Genomic DNA, 18,528 nt, shown 5'->3' with positions numbered 1-18,528 from the left:
GATGTCCAGAAAGCACCCGATCATCTCCATCACCGGCTCCTCGGGCGCCGGAACGACCTCGGTCAAGAAGACGTTCGAGCAGATCTTCTTCCGCGAGAAGGTCAACGCCGTCTACATCGAGGGCGATGCCTTCCATCGTTACGACCGCGCCGAGATGCGCACGCAGATGGCCACAGAGGCCGAACGCGGCAACAAGCACTTCAGCCATTTCAGCCCGGACACCAATCTGTTCGAGGAGCTCGAGCGCGCCTTCCGCGACTATGGCGAGACCGGCACGGCGACGACGCGACACTATGTGCACGACGCCGAAGAGTCCGCGCTGCATGGCGCTGCGCCGGGTACCTTCACCGAGTGGAAGCAGCTCCCGGAAAATTCCGACCTGCTGTTCTACGAAGGCCTGCACGGCGCCGTCGTCACCGACCGAGTGAATGTCGCGCGCTATGCCGACCTCAAGATCGGCGTCGTGCCCGTCATCAATCTCGAATGGATCCAGAAGCTGCACCGCGACCGCAGCGCGAGGGGCTATTCGACCGAGGCCGTCACCGACACGATCCTGCGGCGGATGCCGGATTACATTCACTATATCTGCCCGCAATTCACCGAGACCGACATCAACTTCCAGCGCGTGCCGACAGTCGACACGTCGAATCCGTTCATCTCGCGCTGGATCCCGACGCCGGATGAATCGATGGTCGTGATCCGCTTCAAGAATCCGCGCGGCATCGACTTTCCGTATCTGCTCTCGATGCTGCCGCACAGCTGGATGTCGCGCGCGAATTCGATCGTGTGTCCGGGCGCGAAGCTCGATCTCGCCATGCAGCTCATCCTGACGCCGCTGATCATGCAGCTGATCGAGCGCAGGCGCAGCTTGAAATGAAAGGGAGCATCCGATGAATATCTCGGTTCATGCCGACGCCGACCTGACGGCCGTTGCGCATAACGATCTCGCCAACGCCGTCCGTTTCCTCGCGGTCGATGCCATCGAGACCGCGCAGTCCGGTCATCCCGGCCTGCCCATGGGCATGGCCGACGTCGCGACCGTGCTGTTCTCGCGTTTCCTCAAATTCGACTCGGCGCATCCGAACTGGCCCGACCGCGATCGCTTCGTGCTGTCGGCCGGACACGGCTCCATGCTGCTCTACGCATTGCTGCATCTCACCGGCGGCGACGTCAGCCTCCACGACATCAAGGCCTTCAGGCAGTGGGGCTCCAGGACGCCGGGGCACCCCGAATATGGTCACACGCCAGGCGTCGAGACCACGACGGGTCCGCTGGGGCAGGGGATTGCAACGGCCGTCGGCATGGCGCTTGCCGAGCGCATGGCCAATGCGCGGCATGGCGACGGTCTCGTCGATCACTTCACCTATGTGATCGCGGGCGACGGCTGCCTGATGGAAGGCATCAGCCAGGAGGCGATCTCGCTCGCAGGCCATCTGGGGCTCGGCCGCCTGATCGTGCTGTTCGATGACAACGGTATCTCGATCGACGGGCCGACGTTACTTGCGACCTCAGATGACCAGCTCGCACGCTTCGCCGCCTCCGGCTGGTCGGTGCGCCGTGTCGACGGACACGATCCCGAAGCGGTTGCGCAGGCGATCGGGGAAGAACGCGAAACCGCAAAACCGTCGCTGATCGCCTGCCGGACCATCATTGGTTACGGCGCGCCGGACCGCCAGGGCACCGAGAAAGCGCATGGCGCGCCGCTCGGCACCGAGCAGACCGCGGCGGCAAGGCGGACGCTCGGCTGGGACTATCAGCCCTTCGTCGTGCCTGTCACCGTCGCAAAGGCGTGGCGGATGATCGGACAGCGCGGGCAGGTCGAACGCCTGGCCTGGCTCGATCGCTACGAAGACGCGACACCCGAGCAGCGCGAACTCTTCATCGAGGGCAAGCCGGTTGCCCTGCCGAACGCCTATGCCCAGGCCTCGGCGAAATTGCGCGAGCGCTTTGCCACCGAGCGCCCCAAGCTTGCAACGCGGCAAGCCTCACAGCAGGTGCTCGACGGCATTGCGGGGACGATCCCAGGATTTGTCGGCGGCTCGGCGGATCTGACGCATTCGAACCTGACGCACGCCAAGGCGCAGGCGCCCGTCAAGCGTGGCGCTTTCGCCGGCGACTACATTCACTACGGCATCCGCGAGCACGGCATGGCGGCTGCGATGAACGGCCTCGCGCTGCATGGCGGCTTGATTCCCTATGGCGGCACGTTCCTCGCCTTCTCCGACTACAGCCGGCCGGCGATCCGCCTTGCGGCCCTGATGCGGCTGCGCGTCATTCATGTGATGACGCACGACTCCATCGGGCTTGGCGAGGACGGGCCGACGCATCAGCCTGTCGAGCATCTCGCAGCGCTGCGCGTCATTCCGAACCTGCTGGTGTTCCGCCCCGCCGACGCGGTTGAGACGCTGGAGGCCTGGAATTGCGCGCTTGCGAGCGAAGATCGTCCATCCGTGCTGTGCCTGTCGCGGCAAGCCCTGCCGACCTTCCGCAGCGATGCGCGCGGCAAGAACCGTGTCGCGCGCGGGGCCTATCTGATCGTCTCGCCTGATGGCGGGCGCGACGTGACGTTGATGGCCACAGGCTCGGAAGTCTCGATCGCGCTGGAAGCCGCCCGCCTGCTTGCGACCGAACATGTCCGCGCGGCCGTGGTGTCCGCGCCGTGTTTTGCCCTGTTCGATGAGCAGCCGGATGACTATCGCGCCGCCGTTCTCGGCACCGCGCCACGTGTCGGCATCGAGGCGGCGGTCGCCGGCGATTGGCACCGCTGGATCGGCAGTGACGGTGAATTCGTCGGCATGCGCGGTTTCGGCGCCTCGGCTCCGGCGCCGGTGCTGTACCGCGAATTCGGCATCACACCGCAGAGCATTGCGGAAGCGGCCCGCCGGGCGATCGCCCGCAAGAGCCAATAAGGAGGACGTCCCGTGGCCCGTATCACCCTTCGCCAATTGCTCGATCACGCCGCAACCCACGGCTACGCCGTGCCGGCGTTCAACATCAACAACATGGAGCAGGGCATCGCGATCATGCAGGCCGCGGCCGAGGTCGACGCGCCTGTCATCATCCAGGCCTCGCGCGGGGCGCGCAGCTATGCCGGCGATTTCATGCTCTCGCACATGATCGACGCGCTGGAGCGGACCTATCCCGACATCCCGCTTTGCATGCACCAGGACCACGGCAATGACGAGGCGACCTGCGCCTCCGCCATCGCCCACGGCTTTACCTCGGTGATGATGGACGGTTCGCTCAAGGCCGACGCGAAGACGGCCGCCGACTATGACTACAACGTCGCGATTACTCGCCGCGTCGTCGATCTCGCCCATTGGACCGGCGCCTCCGTCGAAGGCGAACTTGGCGTGCTCGGCTCACTCGAACATGGCGGCGGCGAGCAAGAGGATGGCCACGGTGTCGAGGGCAAGGTCAGCCATGACCAGCTCTTGACCGATCCCGATCAGGCGGTCGACTTCGTCCGTGCCACCAAGGTCGACGCGCTCGCCATCGCGATGGGCACCTCGCACGGCGCCTACAAGTTCAGCCGCAAGCCCGATGGTGACATCCTGGCGATGCGGGTTGTCGAGGAGATTCACCGCCGGCTGCCGAACACGCATCTGGTGATGCACGGCTCTTCGTCGGTGCCGCAGCCGCTTCAGGACATGTTCAACCAATTCGGCGGCGAGATGCCGCAGACCTGGGGCGTGCCGGTGGAGGAGATCGTCCGCGGCATCAAGAGCGGCGTGCGCAAGGTCAATATCGATACGGATTGTCGCCTGGCGATGACCGCCGTGTTTCGGAAAGTGGCGGCGCAAAGCCGCAACGAGTTCGATCCACGCAAATTCCTGAAACCTGCGATGGATGCCATGCGCGAGCTCTGCCGCGATCGTTTCGAGCAGTTTGGCACCGCGGGTCACGCCAGCAAGATCAAGGTCGTTCCGTTGAGCGAGATGGCACGGCGCTACCGCGCCGGCGAGCTCGACCCGTGCATCGGAGCACGCGAACCAGTCGCGGCTTAGTCATTCAGAGAGAGAAGAGGAGAGAGCCATGAATGCACACGCAGGAACGGTCCGCGGCAAGGAGCGCTATCGATCGGGCACCATGGAATACGCGCGCATGGGCTATTGGGAGCCCGAATACACGCCGAAGGACACTGACGTCATCGCGCTGTTCCGCGTCACGCCGCAGGAGGGCGTCGATCCGATCGAGGCGTCCGCGGCCGTCGCCGGTGAATCCTCGACCGCGACCTGGACGGTGGTGTGGACCGACCGCCTGACGGCAGCCGAGAAGTATCGCGCCAAGTGTTATCGCGTCGATCCGGTCCCCGGCACGCCTGGCTCGTACTTCGCCTACATCGCCTATGACCTCGACCTGTTCGAGCCGGGCTCGATCGCGAACCTCTCGGCGTCGATCATCGGTAACGTGTTCGGCTTCAAGCCGTTGAAGGCGCTGCGCCTGGAGGACATGCGCTTTCCCGTCGCCTATGTGAAGACATTCCAGGGACCGGCCACCGGCATCGTGGTCGAGCGCGAGCGGCTCGACAAGTTCGGCAGGCCGCTCTTGGGTGCGACGGTGAAGCCGAAGCTCGGCCTCTCGGGCCGCAATTACGGCCGCGTTGTCTACGAGGCGCTGAAGGGCGGGCTCGACTTCACCAAGGACGACGAGAACATCAACTCGCAGCCCTTCATGCACTGGCGTGACCGCTTCCTGTATTGCATGGAGGCGGTAAACCGCGCGCAGGCGGCCTCGGGCGAGGTGAAGGGCACGTACCTGAACATCACCGCGGGAACGATGGAGGACATGTACGAGCGTGCGGAGTTCGCGAAGGAACTCGGGTCGTGCATCGTCATGATCGACCTCGTGATCGGCTACACCGCGATCCAGTCCATGGCGAAATGGGCACGCCGCAACGACATGATCCTGCATCTGCATCGCGCCGGTCACTCGACCTATACACGGCAGAAGAGCCACGGCGTGTCGTTCCGCGTCATCGCGAAGTGGATGCGGCTTGCGGGTGTCGACCACATTCACGCCGGCACCGTTGTCGGCAAGCTCGAAGGCGATCCCAACACAACGCGTGGCTATTACGATGTTTGCCGCGAAGACTTCAATCCGACCAGGCTCGAGCACGGCATTTTCTTCGACCAATCCTGGGCGAGCCTGAACAAGATGTTGCCGGTCGCCTCCGGCGGCATCCACGCCGGGCAAATGCACCAGCTGCTCGACCTGCTCGGCGAGGACGTCGTGCTGCAATTCGGCGGCGGCACCATCGGCCATCCCATGGGCATTGCGGCCGGTGCGATCGCCAACCGCGTGGCGCTCGAAGCGATGATCCTCGCCCGCAACGAGGGACGCGACTACGTCCACGAGGGCCCGGAGATCCTGGCCAAGGCCGCGCAGACCTGCACGCCGCTGAAGTCCGCGCTCGAAGTCTGGAAGGACGTGACCTTCAACTATCAATCCACCGACACGCCGGACTTCGTGCCGACGGCGCTGGAAACCGTCTGAGGAGCTTTGACAATGAAACTGACCCAGGGCTGCTTCTCCTTCCTGCCTGACCTGACCGACGACCAGATCACCAAGCAGGTGCAATACTGCCTCGCCAACGGCTGGGCCGTGAACATCGAGTTCACCGACGACCCGCATCCCCGCAACACCTATTGGGAGATGTGGGGTCTGCCGATGTTCGATCTCCAGGACGCCGCCGGCGTGATGATGGAGCTCGCCGAATGCCGCAGGGTCTATGGTGACAGCTACATCCGCATCAGCGGTTTCGACTCCAGCCACGGTTGGGAATCCGTGCGCATCTCGTTCATCGTCAACCGGCCGAAGGAGGAGGCCGAGTTCGAACTGGTGCGGCAGGAGGTCGGCGGCCGCGCGATCCGCTACACCACGGTGCGCAAGCCGGCCGCGCACGCATCGACCTGATCATCCTCTCCGCGCGGAGCGCTCCCTGCTCCGTTTCCTTGGCGGACCACTGCTTCGCCGCTCCCCCCGCGGCGAAGCTCTTTTCTTCGAGGCGCCGATGCTTGACATGCCCACCGCACCGACTACCGAGCCGCATGAGGCCACGTTCGATCTCCGTAAGGAGGCCGAAACGGCCGGGATCACCGATACGCTGCAACAGCTCGAGCAGGAGCTGATCGGGCTGAAGCCGGTCAAGAATCGCGTGCGACAGATTGCTTCGCTGCTGCTGATTGAACGCATCCGGCAACGTGCGGGCCTCGCAGCGGCCCCACCGACGCTGCACATGTCGTTCACCGGCAATCCCGGCACCGGCAAGACCACGGTGGCGCTGCGCATGGCAAAGATTCTGCATGGCCTCGGCTTCGTGCGGCGGGGGCAAGTGATCTCGGTGACCCGCGACGATCTGGTCGGGCAATATATCGGTCATACCGCGCCGAAGACGAAAGAGATTCTAAAGAAAGCGATGGGCGGCGTGCTGTTCATCGACGAGGCCTACTATCTGCACCGACCCGACAATGAACGCGACTACGGCCAGGAGGCGATCGAAATCCTGTTGCAGGTGATGGAGAACCAGCGCGAAGACCTCGTGGTGATTCTTGCCGGCTATGGCGAGCGGATGACGAGCTTCTTCGCGTCCAATCCCGGCTTCCGTTCGCGCATCGCTCATCACATCGAATTTCCTGACTATGCGGAAGCTGAGCTGCTGGTCATCGCCGAGCTGATGCTGAGGGAACGCGGTTATCGCTTCTCGGCAGCCGCACGCGAGGCATTCGAGAAATACATTGCGTTACGCCGGACCCAGCCGTTCTTCTCGAATGCGCGCTCGATCCGCAACGCGGTCGATCGTATTCGCCTGCGGCAGGCCGATCGCCTGGTGTCCGACCTCGATCGCATGCTCGATGTCACCGATCTCGAAACCATTGATCCGGCGGACGTGCTGGCGAGCCGTGTCTTCAGCGGCGGGGCGGACGCGCGGAGTGCCAAGCCATGACCCATGAGATCATTGTTGCTCCCTCGATTCTGGCGGCAGATTTTGCGCGCCTCGGCGAGGAGATTGCAGCGATCGATGCGGGCGGCGCCGACTGGATCCACTGCGACGTCATGGATGGCCACTTCGTGCCGAACGTCAGCTTCGGCGCCGATGTCATCAAGGCGATCCGGCCGGTGACGACGAAGCTCTTTGACGTGCATCTGATGATCGCGCCTGTCGATCCCTATCTCGAGGCATTCGCGAAGGCGGGGGCCGATATCATGACCGTGCATGCCGAAGCGGGCCCGCATCTCGACCGTTCGCTCCAGGCAATCCGTGCGCTCGGCAAGAAGGCCGGCGTGAGCCTGTGCCCATCGACATCAGAGAGCGCGATAGAGTATGTGCTCGATCGTCTGGACCTCGTGCTGGTGATGACGGTCAACCCGGGCTTCGGCGGCCAGTCCTTCCTCGGTTCCCAGCTCGAGAAGATCGCGCGCATCCGAAGCATGATCGGCGAGCGGCCGATCCGGCTCGAGGTTGATGGCGGCGTCACCCGCGACAATGCCGCCGCAGTCGCCGCAGCGGGAGCCGATACGCTGGTAGCGGGTTCCGCGGTGTTCCGCGGCGGCAGCGCCAACTACGCCGGCAATATTGCGGCCATTCGCATCGCAGCAGAGGCCGGTCGGGTTCCGAAACTGCAACCTGGTTCCGCGCGGCCGATGTGTGCGGGCGAGGGTGCGCGCATCCGGTAGACTACGGAGACGCCACCTGGGCAAGTGACAATTCTCCGGGCTCCTACGGAGAATCGATCACGTATCCGCAGTGCATTTTCATGCCGGGGTAACCAATGGTGGTAAAGCAGGTGCCGGATTAACGGCGAGGCAATGCGCCGCACCACAATCTGTGGTTCAAGGACCGCAGAGAGCGTGGGATGCAGATTCAATATCGCCACTGGAATGCTGCCCATCGCTGGCGCGGAGCAAATGCTCTGCGCGAGCCGCCGCAGCTCGTCCTCTATTTTGGCAGCCGTGAGGGATTGGCGGGCGGCGAGCGCTATCGCGAGCTGCGCGGTTTCTATCCCGACAGCCACATCGTGGGTTGCAGCACCGGTGGCCAGATCCATGGCGATGACATCGCCGATGACGTGATCGTCGCCGTCGCCCTGCATTTCGAACGGACGCAGGTGCGGGTCGTGAACGAGACGATCGAATCCCGCGAAGCGTCGCGCGCCTGCGGCATGCGCTTCGCCCGCCAGCTGGCGGGGCCTGATCTCGCCGGTGTCTTCGTTCTCTCCGAAGGATTGAACGTGAACGGCAACGAGCTGATCGCGGGCATTTCCGAGGTGCTGGGACCCGACTTGCTGGTGACCGGCGGACTGGCCGGCGATGGCACCAGGATGGAGCAGACCTTGGTTGGCGCCAATGGCGAGCCGCAGCCGAACCGAATTGCTGCGATCGGCTTCTATGGCGCGTCCTTCCGCTTCGCACATGGCTGCGCCGGGGGCTGGGACGTGTTCGGCCCGCGGCGCAAGGTGACGAAGTCGGACGGCCCTGTCGTGGTCGAGCTCGATGGCGAGCCGCCGCTCGACCTCTACACCCGCTATCTCGGCGAGGAAGAGGCCGCCGCGATGCCGGGTTCGGGTCTTGCGTTTCCCTTGCGCATCCATGACGAGGCCGCGCCGGAGCGACAGATTGTGCGCTCCGTGTTTGCGGTGAATCGCGATGCCGGCACGCTGACATTTGCCGCCGATATCCCGGAAGGGTGCACCGCGCAACTGATGCGTGCCAATTTCGATAGTCTCGCCGCAGGTGCAGGGGAGGCGGGCCGACAGGCGCGTCACGCTCTCGCAGATGAGGTCGTGGGCGACAAGCTCGCGATTCTCGTGAGCTGCACTGGCCGTCGCAAGGTGATGGGGCAGCGCACTCAGGATGAGGTCGATGCAGTTGCCGCCGAGCTCGGTGACGACGTCACCCGGATCGGCTTCTACTCTTATGGGGAGATCGCGCCACCCGCGGCGACCGGACGCTGCGAGCTGCACAACCAGACCATGACGATTACGATGATCGCGGAGGCGGCCGCGTGACCATGCATCGCCTGCTGGCAAGGCAGATCAGGCAGTCGACGGACGAAGCCGGGCAGGTCGATATGACCAGGCTCGGCGAGCTCGTCAGCGCGGCCTATGAGGAGAGTGATCGCGATCGTCGCCGGACCGATCGCGCCATCAAGCTGATGATCGAGGAGCTCGAGCAGACGCACAAGCGTGCCGAGCAGGATTTGTTGCGGGCGCGCGAATTTCTCGACAGCATCATCGAGAACATCCCGATCGCGGTGTTTGCCAAGGATGCGAAGGACTCCCGCTACGTCCTCCTCAACCGCGCCGGCGAAGAATATTACGGCATGCCCCGCGAGGAGATGCTGGGCAAGACTCCGGAGCAGATCTTTCCCGACGATCTCGCCCGCGTCGTCAAGGAGCAGGACCGCCGCGTCGTCGAGAGCGGTACGCCGTTGTTCCTGGAGGGGCATCGGCTCGATGTGGGCATTCGCGGTCACGATCGCGTCGTCAATTCCCGCAAGCTGCTGGTCCGCGATAGCAGTGGCGCGCCGCAATATCTGGTCGGCGTGATCGAGGATGTCACCGAGCGGATCACCAACGAGGCACGGATCAGCCATCTTGCCCATCATGATGCGTTGACCGACTTGCCCAACCGCAGCGCCTTCAACGCGGCGCTGGCCGAGCGGCTGGAGCGCGCGCAGGAGGCGTCGAGCAGCTTTGCCGTCCTCAGCCTCGATCTCGACCGCTTCAAGGATGTCAACGACGTATTCGGTCATCCCGTCGGCGACATGATGATGCGGGCAGCCGCCGAGCGTCTTGTCGCGGAGGCCGACGGCGCCTTCGTCGCTCGCATTGGCGGCGACGAGTTCATGATCCTGATGTCCGACGATGCCAGGCGTGAAGACGTGCTTTCGCTCGCCGAGCGCATGGTCGAGGCGATCGGAAAGGAGCTCGAGGTCGACGACTATCTCTCCCATGTCGGCGTCAGCGTCGGCATCGCGGTCTATCCGGACGACGGCGTGGATGCGGCGACGCTGCTGGCCAACGCCGATTCCGCACTCTATCGCGCCAAGCGCGAGGGCCGGGGCAGGGTCTGCTTCTTCGAGACCGAGATGGACCGGGAGCTGCGCGACCGCAGGCTGTTGCAGCACGATCTGCGCCAGGCCGTGGAGCAGAACCAGCTCCTGGTCTACTTCCAGCCGCAGGCGCGGATGGATGGCGAAATCATCGGTTTCGAGGCGCTGCTGCGCTGGAACCATCCGACGCGCGGCATCGTGCCGCCCGACCAGTTCATTCCGCTCGCCGAGGAGAACGGGCTGATCATCGAGATCGGCGAATGGGTGCTGCGCGAGGCGTGCCGCGAGGCAGCGTCCTGGCCGCGACCGTTGCAGGTCGCTGTCAATTTGTCGCCGGTCCAGTTCCAGGCTGGCGATCTCGAACGCTGCATTCACCAGATCCTGCTGGAGACGGGGCTTGCGCCGACGCGGCTCGAGGTCGAAATCACCGAGGGCGTGCTGATTGGCGATTTCGCGCGTGCGCTGAACTTGCTGCGACGGCTCAAAGCGCTCGGCATCCGCATTGCGATGGACGATTTCGGCACTGGGTACTCATCGCTGTCCTATCTGCAGTCGTTCCCGTTCGACAAGATCAAGATCGACCGCAGCTTCATCCTGAACCTCGAGGCCGCCCCGCAATCGGCCGAGATCGTCCGCGCGGTGCTGAGCCTTGCACACGCCCTGCAGATCCCGGTCGTTGCGGAAGGCGTGGAGACGGAGGCGCAGCGCGCCTTCCTGCAAGGTGAGGCATGCGAGGTGATGCAGGGCTATCTCATCGGGCGGCCGGAACCGATCGAACGCTATTTCGATTTGATCGGCATCAACGTCGAGCGCCGCCGCTACGCCTAAAATTGTTACAAGTTCCAGGTTGGGTTCGTCCGAGGGGAACGAAAGTGCGCCCGCGCATTTCCTGAAAGTTAACCCAGGTTAAGCGGTCTATGCGCGTAAAGAATGTTTTGCACAACCGCCATCGGCGTGACGCAAATCAGGGCAATAAGCCCAGAGTGAATGCGAGGGAGGGTCTCATGGAGAACGTACGTCGCTACCGCGCGCTGGCGTCCCTCTGTCGCCAGCAGGCGGCCTATCGGCCGCTGCAGAACTGGCAGCTGCTCGGTCAGGCCGAACATTTCGAACATCTCGCGGAAGTCGCGCTGAAAGACCATTTCGACGCGTGCAATGCGCAACGCGAAGAGGATGCCATCGCAGCCGCAGCATGGGAGCGCCCCGCTGCGGCGTGAAGGCGACTGGCCATTCCTCCTTCGCTAATGCGACATCAGCGTCGGGACGGTCATCGCCTCCAGCATGGCGCGCGTGACGCCGCCCAGGAACCGCTCCTGCAGGCGTGAATGGCCGTAGCCGCCCATCACCAGGAGATCGAGGTTCTCGTCTGCCGCCAGCGACAGGATGGTCGGCTGGATATCGGCACGCGTGGCCGACAGGCTGATGGTGCGGGTCGACAGGCCGCGTCGCCCGAGGTGTTTCGCCAGATTGCTGGCCGAGACGTCGCCAGCAGCGGTGTCGCTCTCATTGATCGCAATGATCACGATCTCTTCGGCGCGCGCGAGGAATGTCGCTGCATCGCGCAACGCACGAGCCGCGACACGGCTGCCGTCCCAGCAGATGCCGATCCGCTTCGCCTTGAAGGGCCCGCGAAAGGTGTATGGCAGGAACAGCACAGGGCCGCCCGCCTGGAACAGGATCTCGCGGGGGACGTCGTTGTCGAACGTCACCTGCTCGGGATCCGGCTGGAGGACGACGCTGAGATCGTGCAGCCGCGCCATCTCGCCGAGCGAACTGGCTGCATCGGCAGGAATGGCGCCGAGCGGGTAGCAGGTACTGGAAATATCGGCGTTCGCCGCTTCGCTCCTGAAGACCGCAAGCGCGGCTTCGGCCCGCTCGACGGCGCGCTCGCGTTCCATCTCGAACACGGCCGCCACGGCAGCTCCGCCCTCCATCACGTAGGCCGTGGTGCTCGCGACATAGCCGACCGCGACCGCGTCGACATGGGCATTGAGGCTGGCGGCGAGCGAGATCGAGCCGTCAATGACGGCCCGCATCGGTCGTTCGGTCGGGATGTGGACGAGTATGTCTTTGTACATGGCAGCGCCTCCGGGTGGACATCATCCGATGGCTTCAGTGTTTCACCGCCTGCGGGGCTCGCGTTGAGCTGCATCAAATGTGCGGTGCGGAGTTTTGGCTGCGGCTGCCGGCCGCACGTTCTTTGCCAAGAATTAATCGCGTGGACGGGGTGCCGTAAGGTGACGATGTCCATGTTGGGTGCAAGGCGACTTACCCCAACATGGACATTTCGACATGATCGATCGCGTCAATTCCGACACCACCACGACTCGTACCATTCTGAAGCCGCGCCGGCTTGCGCTGCTTGGCACTGTGGCTGCGCTTGGCGTGGCCGTGCTGGCTGCGTCTCCCGCTTCAATGCCCCTCAGTGTGAGCTCCCTGATTTCGCCGGCGCAGGCCGCGGAAACCACCGCAACGCCGCCGGGCTTCGGCGACCTCGTCAGCAAGGTCAAGCCGGCCGTCATCTCGGTGCGCGTGAAGATCGACCAGGACAACGACAAGAGCGCGATGCTGCAGCAGAACCGGATGGATCAGGACGAGGATTCTCCGTCCGACCAGTTCTCGCGGCAGTTCGGTTCCCGCGTCCCGGGCGGCATGAACGGCATGCCGCGCCAGCGCCACCAGATGATCACGGGCGAGGGCTCCGGCTTCTTCATTTCGGCCGACGGCTATGCCGTCACCAACAACCATGTCGTCGACCACGCCGAGTCCGTGCAGGTGACCATGGATGACGGAACGATCTACACCGCAAAGGTGGTCGGCACCGATCCGAAGACCGATCTCGCGCTGATCAAGGTCGACGGCAAGAAGGATTTTCCGTTCGTGAAGTTCTCCGACCAGAAGCCGCGGATCGGTGACTGGGTGGTCGCGGTCGGCAATCCGTTCGGCCTCGGCGGCACCGTCACGGCCGGCATTGTCTCGGCCAGCGGCCGCGACATCGGCAACGGTCCCTATGACGACTTCATCCAGATCGACGCGCCGATCAACAAGGGCAACTCCGGCGGACCTGCGTTCGACATGAATGGCAATGTGATCGGCGTGAACACCGCGATCTACTCGCCCTCCGGAGGCTCGGTCGGCATCGGTTTCGACATTCCCTCTTCGACCGCAAAGCTCGTCGTCGCCCAGCTCAAGGACAAGGGGGCCGTCACCCGCGGCTGGCTCGGCGTGCAGGTGCAGCCGGTGACGGCGGAGATCGCCGACAGCCTCGGCCTGAAGGCAGCGCGCGGCGCGATCGTCGACAACCCGCAGGATGGCAGCCCGGCGGCGAAGGCCGGCATCGAGGCCGGTGACGTCATCACCGCCGTCAATGGCACCGCGATCAAGGACTCCCGCGATCTCGCCCGCACCATCGCAGGGCTGGCGCCGGGCACGTCCGTGAAGCTCGAAATCGTCCACAAGGGCGACGGCAAGACGGTGACGCTGGCGCTCGGCGAACTGCCGAACGAGCGGCAAGCCAAAGGAGGCGATCAGTCGGGTGACGGCAAGACGCAGCAGGCCCCCGGCACGCCGCGCCTCGGCCTCAGCCTGGCGCCGGCCAGTGAAGTCCAGGGCGCCGGCCAGAAGGGCGTCGTGGTCACCGAGGTCGATCCGCAGGGACCGGCAGCGCAGCGCGGCATCCAGACCGGCGACGTCATCCTCAATGTCGGCGGCAAGGCCGTCGCCAACATCAGTGACGTCCGCTCCGAGCTGGCGCAGGCCAAATCGTCAGGCAAGAACAGCGTGCTGCTGCAGGTGAAGAGCGCAGACGCAACCCGCTTCGTCGCGGTGCCGCTCGCCTGATCTCTCGGCCTCGACGGCAAATTCAAAAGGCGGCCTGCGGGCCGCCTTTTTCGTGCGCGATTGCGAGATACCCACAGGCCGCCGATAACATTCTCGTTAACGGCAGCAAGAGTGACGAATTCGTCCGAAAATGCCGCGTTCGCTGACCAGACTTTGGAATCGCGTGTTGAGCTTTGGCGGCAATGACGGCGCCGAAGCAAATTGCTGGAGTGGAACTTCGGACGTCCGGCCGCTTTGTGGAACCGGCCGGTGGTTCGCATTGATCGGTGCCGACATGGATCGATTGAGGCTCTCGCTGAGATGTGCGCTGCTTGTCGCGCCTCTCATTCTGTCGACCGGAAGCGCCCTGGGGCGCGATGACGGCCGCTTCAAGGATTCGCCGCTCAAACCCTGGTTCGACGGTTTGCGGAGCCATCTGGGTCCGTGCTGCTCGGATGCCGACGGCGTGGCCGTGGCCGATCCTGATTGGGACTCGCACAATGGTCATTACCGGGTGCGGCTCGACGGAGAGTGGGTCGATGTCCCCGACGAAGCCGTGATCACCGAGCCAAACCGGGCCGGCCGAACCATGGTCTGGCCGGTCAAGACGGTGTTTGGCGTTTCGATCCGCTGCTTCATGCCCGGCAGCATGATCTGACGGCAGTCGGCGTCACCGCCTGGCGGATTTGCGCTTCGCGCTTGTCTTGCTGGTCTTCCCGGTCGTCTTTCGCTTCGATGCCTTCTTCGGCACCTTCTTGCCTTTCGCGCGCGCTTCGGACAGGCCGATTGCGATCGCCTGCTTGCGGCTCTTCACGCGTCCGCCGCGACCGCCAGGTCCGCTTTTCGCGGTGCCCTTCTTGTAACGCCGCATCTCGCGCTCGACATCGCTGCCGGCGCTGCGCGAATAACGGCGCTTTTTTGCCTTACGTGCCATCAACTCTCTCCCTTGGCTTGGCAAGAGAACCTGGCAAGAGAACAGGAGCGCCGACGCAACGTTCCAAATGCGCCAGTCGCTGGCTCAGAAGGAGTTTGCGAGCTCGATCTCCGCCTCCAGCACCTGGATGCGGCGCGCGGCTTCGGCAAAGGACAGGCCGCGATCGTATTGCGTGGGCTGATAAGCCTCTTCGCTCAGCCGTTTCAGCCGCAGCCCCTGCGCCCGCGTCATCTGCTCCATGAGAAAGACCTTGGCGTCGTATTTACCTTGAACCTGCATCTGACCCCTCCGTCCTGAATTCGTGACTTGACTATATGTTCTTATTTTGTTCTAACAAGCCATGGACAACAGAATTAATGAAATCCGACGTAAAATCAGCGCCTTGAGGCTGGAGATGGCCGATGTCGAGGCGGCTGTGCGCGATCTCGTCAATCGCGACCGCGACTGCACCGAGAAAGCCCAGGCGCAGATGGATCTGCGCCGGAAAATCAATCTGCTGATCAGCGAATGGAAGGCGGCGGGTGGCTGCGATGTCCTGCCCGACATCCGTGACCGGGTGCGCGCTCGTTCGCTGAAGGGCGAGATCAAGCCGGTACGTGGGGCGGCCCGTCGCTGAAACGACGTCGCGCACATCGGATGGAGGCAGGCGGTGGAGGAAGACCCGGACACCTACCGGATCCTGAAGCTGCGCGCCGAGATCCTCGAATTGGGCTCTGCGATCAGGCAATTGCAGCGTGAGGGCCTCGACGATGCGGCGGCCCAGCTGCTGATCGCGCGCAAGCGGGCGCAGCTGGACCATCTTGTGAAGGCGGGCTCTGCTAGAGCATGATCCGGAAAAGTGCGCAGCGGTTTTCTGAAAAGATCATGCTCAAACAATAACCTAAAGCGCGATGACTATTCATCCTAATCTCATCGCGCTTTAGTCCCCGCCTTAACATCACTGACATCCGACGCAGCTAAAGCGGTCGCGCAACGCGACATGCCGGAGCTCGTCCATGCCGGATGCCGAAATGACCGCCCTGCTGCAGGCGGTGTTCGATGAAGTCTGCGCGGAAATTCCTCTCTCGGATACGACGACGCGCGAGCGCGTTTCCGCGAAACTGAATGACCTCGCCCGATCTGGGCCATGTTCGGTCGAGGATTTGAAGCGCGCGGGCCGCGATGCGCTGACCCACGCGCCCACCATGTGGCCTTGAGTGTATGTTCGGTCATGCAACTAAAAAGGCCCCGCTGTCGCGGGGCCTCGGTCGTCGCGCGCCTGCTACTTGGTGTTGCTCGGTGCGCTCTTGTTGGACATGGTGCCGCTCTGGTCGGAGCCGGGAGCGGAGCTGCCCTGGCCCGTACCTTGGCCCGTGGTATCGCTGCTCTTGGATTTCATGTTGGCCCCCGTCGTCTGCGACGATGATGTCGCCGATTCATGTTTGGCCTTGTGCGACTTGGCCTGCGCGGCGAACGGCGCGGCGGCGAGGCCTGTTGCCAACATCACGGCGAGAGCGAGCTTGGTCGTCTTCATATGGGGGAACTCCCTGAGTTGAATTGACGCAGGCAGCCAACCGCCATTCGCCGCAGGAGTTCCGAACAAATCGGAGGACGCGCTTCACGCGCGCGTCAGGATTCCCTGTCCTCGTTGAGAATGAGCACGGCGCCGGTCAGCGTTGCACCGATGGAGAAAGTCGTCACCATCGTCACGACAAAGACGAAGATGGTCCCGCTTCCGCCGTCTTTCAGCAACTCTGCCACCGCAGGATTGGCCAGAATGAGTGCGAGCGTGAACGAGAGACCAAGTGCTGCGCCCATCATTGCGTTTGTCATCAGCTTGATGAGTCCGGCGCAAGAGATCAGGCTTGGTGACTTTTTTGCGCGCATGGAACCGGGGCTCCTTTGGCATGCAAACGCGGGCCTTGATCGCCGGTTCCATCGGGAATGAAGGATTCGTCATCATCCGCTTCATCCGACGTTCATGCCGGTCTTGCGAGGATGACGGCCATCAACACGGGAACATCAGATATGGGCAAGGTGGTCTTTCTCTATCGCTCGCTGGCCTACCGCAACGCGGCGGCCGACATGTTGCGCAAGGCGCGCAAGCTGCCGCGTGGAGCGGAACGCAGTGCCGCCCGCCGCTACGCGAGGGCGTTGCGAGATCTCGCGCAAACGGAAGCCTGGCTCGAAGGACGTGTCGCCGACGAGCCGCGGCCGATGCCGCCACTGAAACTTGCCGCGTCGCGCTAACCCGACGCGCGCTGCAGTTCGGGTGAGGTACTGGCCTCGAACTTGTCCAGCGCTGCCGATGTCGCTGCGCTCTTGCGTGTCAACGGGACCTCGAGACGGCACAACAGGCCCTCCGGGCGCCAATCGAATTGGGCCTGCCCGCCGAGTTGGGATTCGACGCTCGCGAGCAGGCTCCTGGTGCCGAAGCCGCGCGATTTGGGCGTCCTGACCAACGGCCCTCCGGTCTCGTCCCATGTCAAGGTGAGGAGATCGTTCTCGGCCTGCCAGCCGATCATGAGCCGTCCCGACCGCGTCGAGAGCGCGCCATACTTGGCCGAATTGGTGAAGAGCTCGTGGAGCGCCAGCGCCAGCGTCTGCGCGATCGCTGGCAGCAACTGCACTTCGGGACCCGCAAGCTTGATCTGGCCGCCGAGCGAGTAGGGTGCCAGCTCTTCCGCGATCAGCTTGGTGAGCTCGGCGCCCTGCCAGCTCGACAGCGACAGGATAGTGTGCACGCGGGCGAGCGCATTGATACGGCCCTCGACGGCACTGACGTAAGCCTTGACCTCGTCGGCACGGGTGAGGCGCACGATCGATTGCGCCAGTGCCAGGGCGTTCTTGGCCCGATGATCGACCTCGCGCGCCAGGAGGTTTTGCCGCTCCTCGGCGCGCTTGCGTTCGGTGATGTCGACGGTCACGCCGCTCACCCGCACGACGCGACCGCTCGAGTCCAGCGTTGCGGCCGCCGTGCCGACGCACCAGCGCACCTCGCCGTCGGGCCGCTTGACGCGAAACTCTCCTTCGTAGGCGTGCGTACCGGTGTTGAACGCGGCAATCGCCCGGCTGAATTGATCGACGTCATCGGGATGCAACAGCGCCTGGACGCTGGCCGAGGTGACGTTGAACGTCTCCGGCGTCACGCCGAAGATGCGGTACTGGCCTTCGTCCCACATCCAGTCGCCGTTGACCCAGTCCCAATCCCAGGATCCCATTTTGCCGGCCGCGATCGCCATGCTGCGCCGTTCTTCGCTCTCGCGCAGTTTCGCGGTGGAATTTTCGAGCTCGGCCGTGCGGGCACGCACGCGGTCCTCGAGATCCTGGTTGAGCCGCTCGAGCTCGCGCGTCTTGCGATACAGCTCGGCAAACACCTTGACCTTGGCGCGCAACACTTCCGGTATGACGGGCACCGGCACATAGTCGACCGCGCCCATCTCGTAGCCGCGCAGGCGGTCGATGTCGCTGACCTGAATGGCCGAGATGAAGATCATCGCGGTCTTCTGGAAGCGCGGGTGCTCGCGGATCATGGCGGCGAGCTCGAAACCGTCGAGCTCGGGCATGCAGACGTCGACCAGGATCACCGCGATCTCGGTCTTGAGCAGCACCTCCAGCGCCTCGCGGCCGGACGAGGCGATCACGAGGTTTTCGCCGAGTTCCTTCAGGATCACTTCGTAGGCGAGCAGCTTGGCTGGCTGGTCGTCGACGAGGAGAATGTTGACCTTCTCATGGTCCATTC

22 protein-coding genes are annotated in these 18,528 nt (G+C 63.9%); 16 read left to right on the top strand and 6 right to left on the bottom strand.

Annotated elements, in window-relative coordinates; genetic code table 11:
* Window position 1 precedes the first annotated feature (1 nt).
* From M2427_RS18370 to M2427_RS18325, 10 genes are all read left to right on the top strand, one after another.
* Entirely contained in the window at window positions 2-877 is an 876-nt protein-coding gene (locus tag M2427_RS18370) for a phosphoribulokinase (RefSeq protein ID WP_280707918.1), read from the top strand.
* 13 nt (window positions 878-890) lie between these two features.
* Window positions 891-2,909 (top strand): transketolase, encoded by a 2,019-nt coding sequence (gene tkt, locus M2427_RS18365; protein WP_280707917.1) that lies wholly within the window; start codon window positions 891-893, stop codon window positions 2,907-2,909.
* A gap of 12 nt (window positions 2,910-2,921) precedes the next feature.
* A complete protein-coding gene (gene fba / locus M2427_RS18360; RefSeq protein WP_280707915.1) occupies window positions 2,922-4,007 on the top strand; it encodes a class II fructose-bisphosphate aldolase in 1,086 nt (361 codons plus the stop codon).
* 28 nt (window positions 4,008-4,035) lie between these two features.
* Window positions 4,036-5,496, top strand: a complete 1,461-nt coding sequence (locus M2427_RS18355; RefSeq protein ID WP_280707914.1) for a form I ribulose bisphosphate carboxylase large subunit — start codon at window positions 4,036-4,038, stop codon at window positions 5,494-5,496.
* 12 nt (window positions 5,497-5,508) lie between these two features.
* On the top strand, window positions 5,509-5,916 hold the full coding sequence (locus M2427_RS18350) for a ribulose bisphosphate carboxylase small subunit (protein ID WP_280707912.1): 408 nt from the start codon (window positions 5,509-5,511) through the stop codon (window positions 5,914-5,916).
* 97 nt (window positions 5,917-6,013) lie between these two features.
* On the top strand, window positions 6,014-6,946 hold the full coding sequence (cbbX, locus tag M2427_RS18345; RefSeq protein ID WP_280707911.1) for a CbbX protein: 933 nt from the start codon (window positions 6,014-6,016) through the stop codon (window positions 6,944-6,946).
* The gene (rpe, locus tag M2427_RS18340; RefSeq protein ID WP_280707910.1) at window positions 6,943-7,677 is read left to right on the top strand and encodes a ribulose-phosphate 3-epimerase; all 735 of its coding nucleotides are present in this window, start codon (window positions 6,943-6,945) and stop codon (window positions 7,675-7,677) included. Before cbbX ends, rpe begins: the two co-directional genes overlap by 4 nt.
* Before the next feature lie 179 nt (window positions 7,678-7,856).
* The gene (locus M2427_RS18335; RefSeq protein ID WP_280707908.1) at window positions 7,857-9,008 is read left to right on the top strand and encodes an FIST N-terminal domain-containing protein; all 1,152 of its coding nucleotides are present in this window, start codon (window positions 7,857-7,859) and stop codon (window positions 9,006-9,008) included.
* A 2-nt stretch (window positions 9,009-9,010) separates the two neighbouring features.
* Complete coding sequence (locus M2427_RS18330) at window positions 9,011-10,882, top strand: EAL domain-containing protein (RefSeq protein ID WP_280708048.1); 1,872 nt, start codon at window positions 9,011-9,013, stop codon at window positions 10,880-10,882.
* 176 nt (window positions 10,883-11,058) lie between these two features.
* Window positions 11,059-11,271, top strand: coding sequence for a hypothetical protein (locus M2427_RS18325; protein WP_280707907.1), 213 nt, complete (start codon window positions 11,059-11,061; stop codon window positions 11,269-11,271).
* A gap of 24 nt (window positions 11,272-11,295) precedes the next feature.
* Here the strand turns inward: M2427_RS18325 and M2427_RS18320 are convergent, their stop codons facing one another.
* Window positions 11,296-12,132: a universal stress protein gene (locus M2427_RS18320; RefSeq protein WP_280707906.1), complete on the bottom strand. Its 837-nt coding sequence runs from the start codon at window positions 12,130-12,132 to the stop codon at window positions 11,296-11,298.
* A 214-nt stretch (window positions 12,133-12,346) separates the two neighbouring features.
* On the opposite strand from M2427_RS18320, the gene M2427_RS18315 reads away from it, so the two are divergent.
* Together M2427_RS18315 and M2427_RS18310 are read left to right on the top strand one after the other, a co-directional pair.
* A complete protein-coding gene (locus M2427_RS18315; RefSeq protein ID WP_280707905.1) occupies window positions 12,347-13,894 on the top strand; it encodes a Do family serine endopeptidase in 1,548 nt (515 codons plus the stop codon).
* Between the two features lie 274 nt (window positions 13,895-14,168).
* A complete protein-coding gene (locus M2427_RS18310; RefSeq protein WP_280708047.1) occupies window positions 14,169-14,531 on the top strand; it encodes a hypothetical protein in 363 nt (120 codons plus the stop codon).
* Between the two features lie 12 nt (window positions 14,532-14,543).
* On the opposite strand, the gene M2427_RS18305 is transcribed toward M2427_RS18310, so the two are convergent.
* Together M2427_RS18305 and M2427_RS18300 are read right to left on the bottom strand one after the other, a co-directional pair.
* The gene (locus M2427_RS18305; RefSeq protein ID WP_280707904.1) at window positions 14,544-14,807 is read right to left on the bottom strand and encodes a DUF6496 domain-containing protein; all 264 of its coding nucleotides are present in this window, start codon (window positions 14,805-14,807) and stop codon (window positions 14,544-14,546) included.
* An 84-nt stretch (window positions 14,808-14,891) separates the two neighbouring features.
* A complete protein-coding gene (locus M2427_RS18300; RefSeq protein WP_280707903.1) occupies window positions 14,892-15,086 on the bottom strand; it encodes a DUF3072 domain-containing protein in 195 nt (64 codons plus the stop codon).
* Window positions 15,087-15,201: 115 nt separating this feature from the next.
* Between M2427_RS18300 and M2427_RS18295 the strand changes: the two genes are divergently transcribed.
* The 3 genes from M2427_RS18295 (at window position 15,202) to M2427_RS18285 (ending at window position 16,003) form a co-directional block, all read left to right on the top strand.
* Window positions 15,202-15,423: a hypothetical protein gene (locus M2427_RS18295; RefSeq protein ID WP_280707902.1), complete on the top strand. Its 222-nt coding sequence runs from the start codon at window positions 15,202-15,204 to the stop codon at window positions 15,421-15,423.
* A gap of 33 nt (window positions 15,424-15,456) precedes the next feature.
* Complete coding sequence (locus M2427_RS18290; protein WP_280707901.1) at window positions 15,457-15,636, top strand: hypothetical protein; 180 nt, start codon at window positions 15,457-15,459, stop codon at window positions 15,634-15,636.
* 166 nt (window positions 15,637-15,802) lie between these two features.
* Window positions 15,803-16,003: a hypothetical protein gene (locus M2427_RS18285; RefSeq protein ID WP_280707900.1), complete on the top strand. Its 201-nt coding sequence runs from the start codon at window positions 15,803-15,805 to the stop codon at window positions 16,001-16,003.
* Between the two features lie 65 nt (window positions 16,004-16,068).
* On the opposite strand, the gene M2427_RS18280 is transcribed toward M2427_RS18285, so the two are convergent.
* Window positions 16,069-16,320: a hypothetical protein gene (locus M2427_RS18280; RefSeq protein WP_280707899.1), complete on the bottom strand. Its 252-nt coding sequence runs from the start codon at window positions 16,318-16,320 to the stop codon at window positions 16,069-16,071.
* 95 nt (window positions 16,321-16,415) lie between these two features.
* Complete coding sequence (locus M2427_RS18275) at window positions 16,416-16,619, bottom strand: hypothetical protein (RefSeq protein WP_280707898.1); 204 nt, start codon at window positions 16,617-16,619, stop codon at window positions 16,416-16,418.
* 195 nt (window positions 16,620-16,814) lie between these two features.
* Here M2427_RS18275 and M2427_RS18270 point away from each other — a divergent pair, with 195 nt between their 5' ends.
* Window positions 16,815-17,036: a hypothetical protein gene (locus tag M2427_RS18270; protein ID WP_280707897.1), complete on the top strand. Its 222-nt coding sequence runs from the start codon at window positions 16,815-16,817 to the stop codon at window positions 17,034-17,036.
* Here M2427_RS18270 and M2427_RS18265 read toward each other — a convergent pair.
* A complete protein-coding gene (locus M2427_RS18265) occupies window positions 17,033-18,526 on the bottom strand; it encodes an HWE histidine kinase domain-containing protein (RefSeq protein ID WP_280707896.1) in 1,494 nt (497 codons plus the stop codon). The genes M2427_RS18270 and M2427_RS18265 overlap by 4 nt on opposite strands.
* Between the last annotated feature and the right edge of the window lie 2 nt (window positions 18,527-18,528).

This window comes from Bradyrhizobium sp. BR13661, from assembly GCF_029892425.1.
In the GTDB taxonomy this organism is placed as follows: Bacteria; Pseudomonadota; Alphaproteobacteria; order Rhizobiales; family Xanthobacteraceae; genus Bradyrhizobium.
This window is presented reverse-complemented; position numbering and strand designations above follow the sequence as displayed.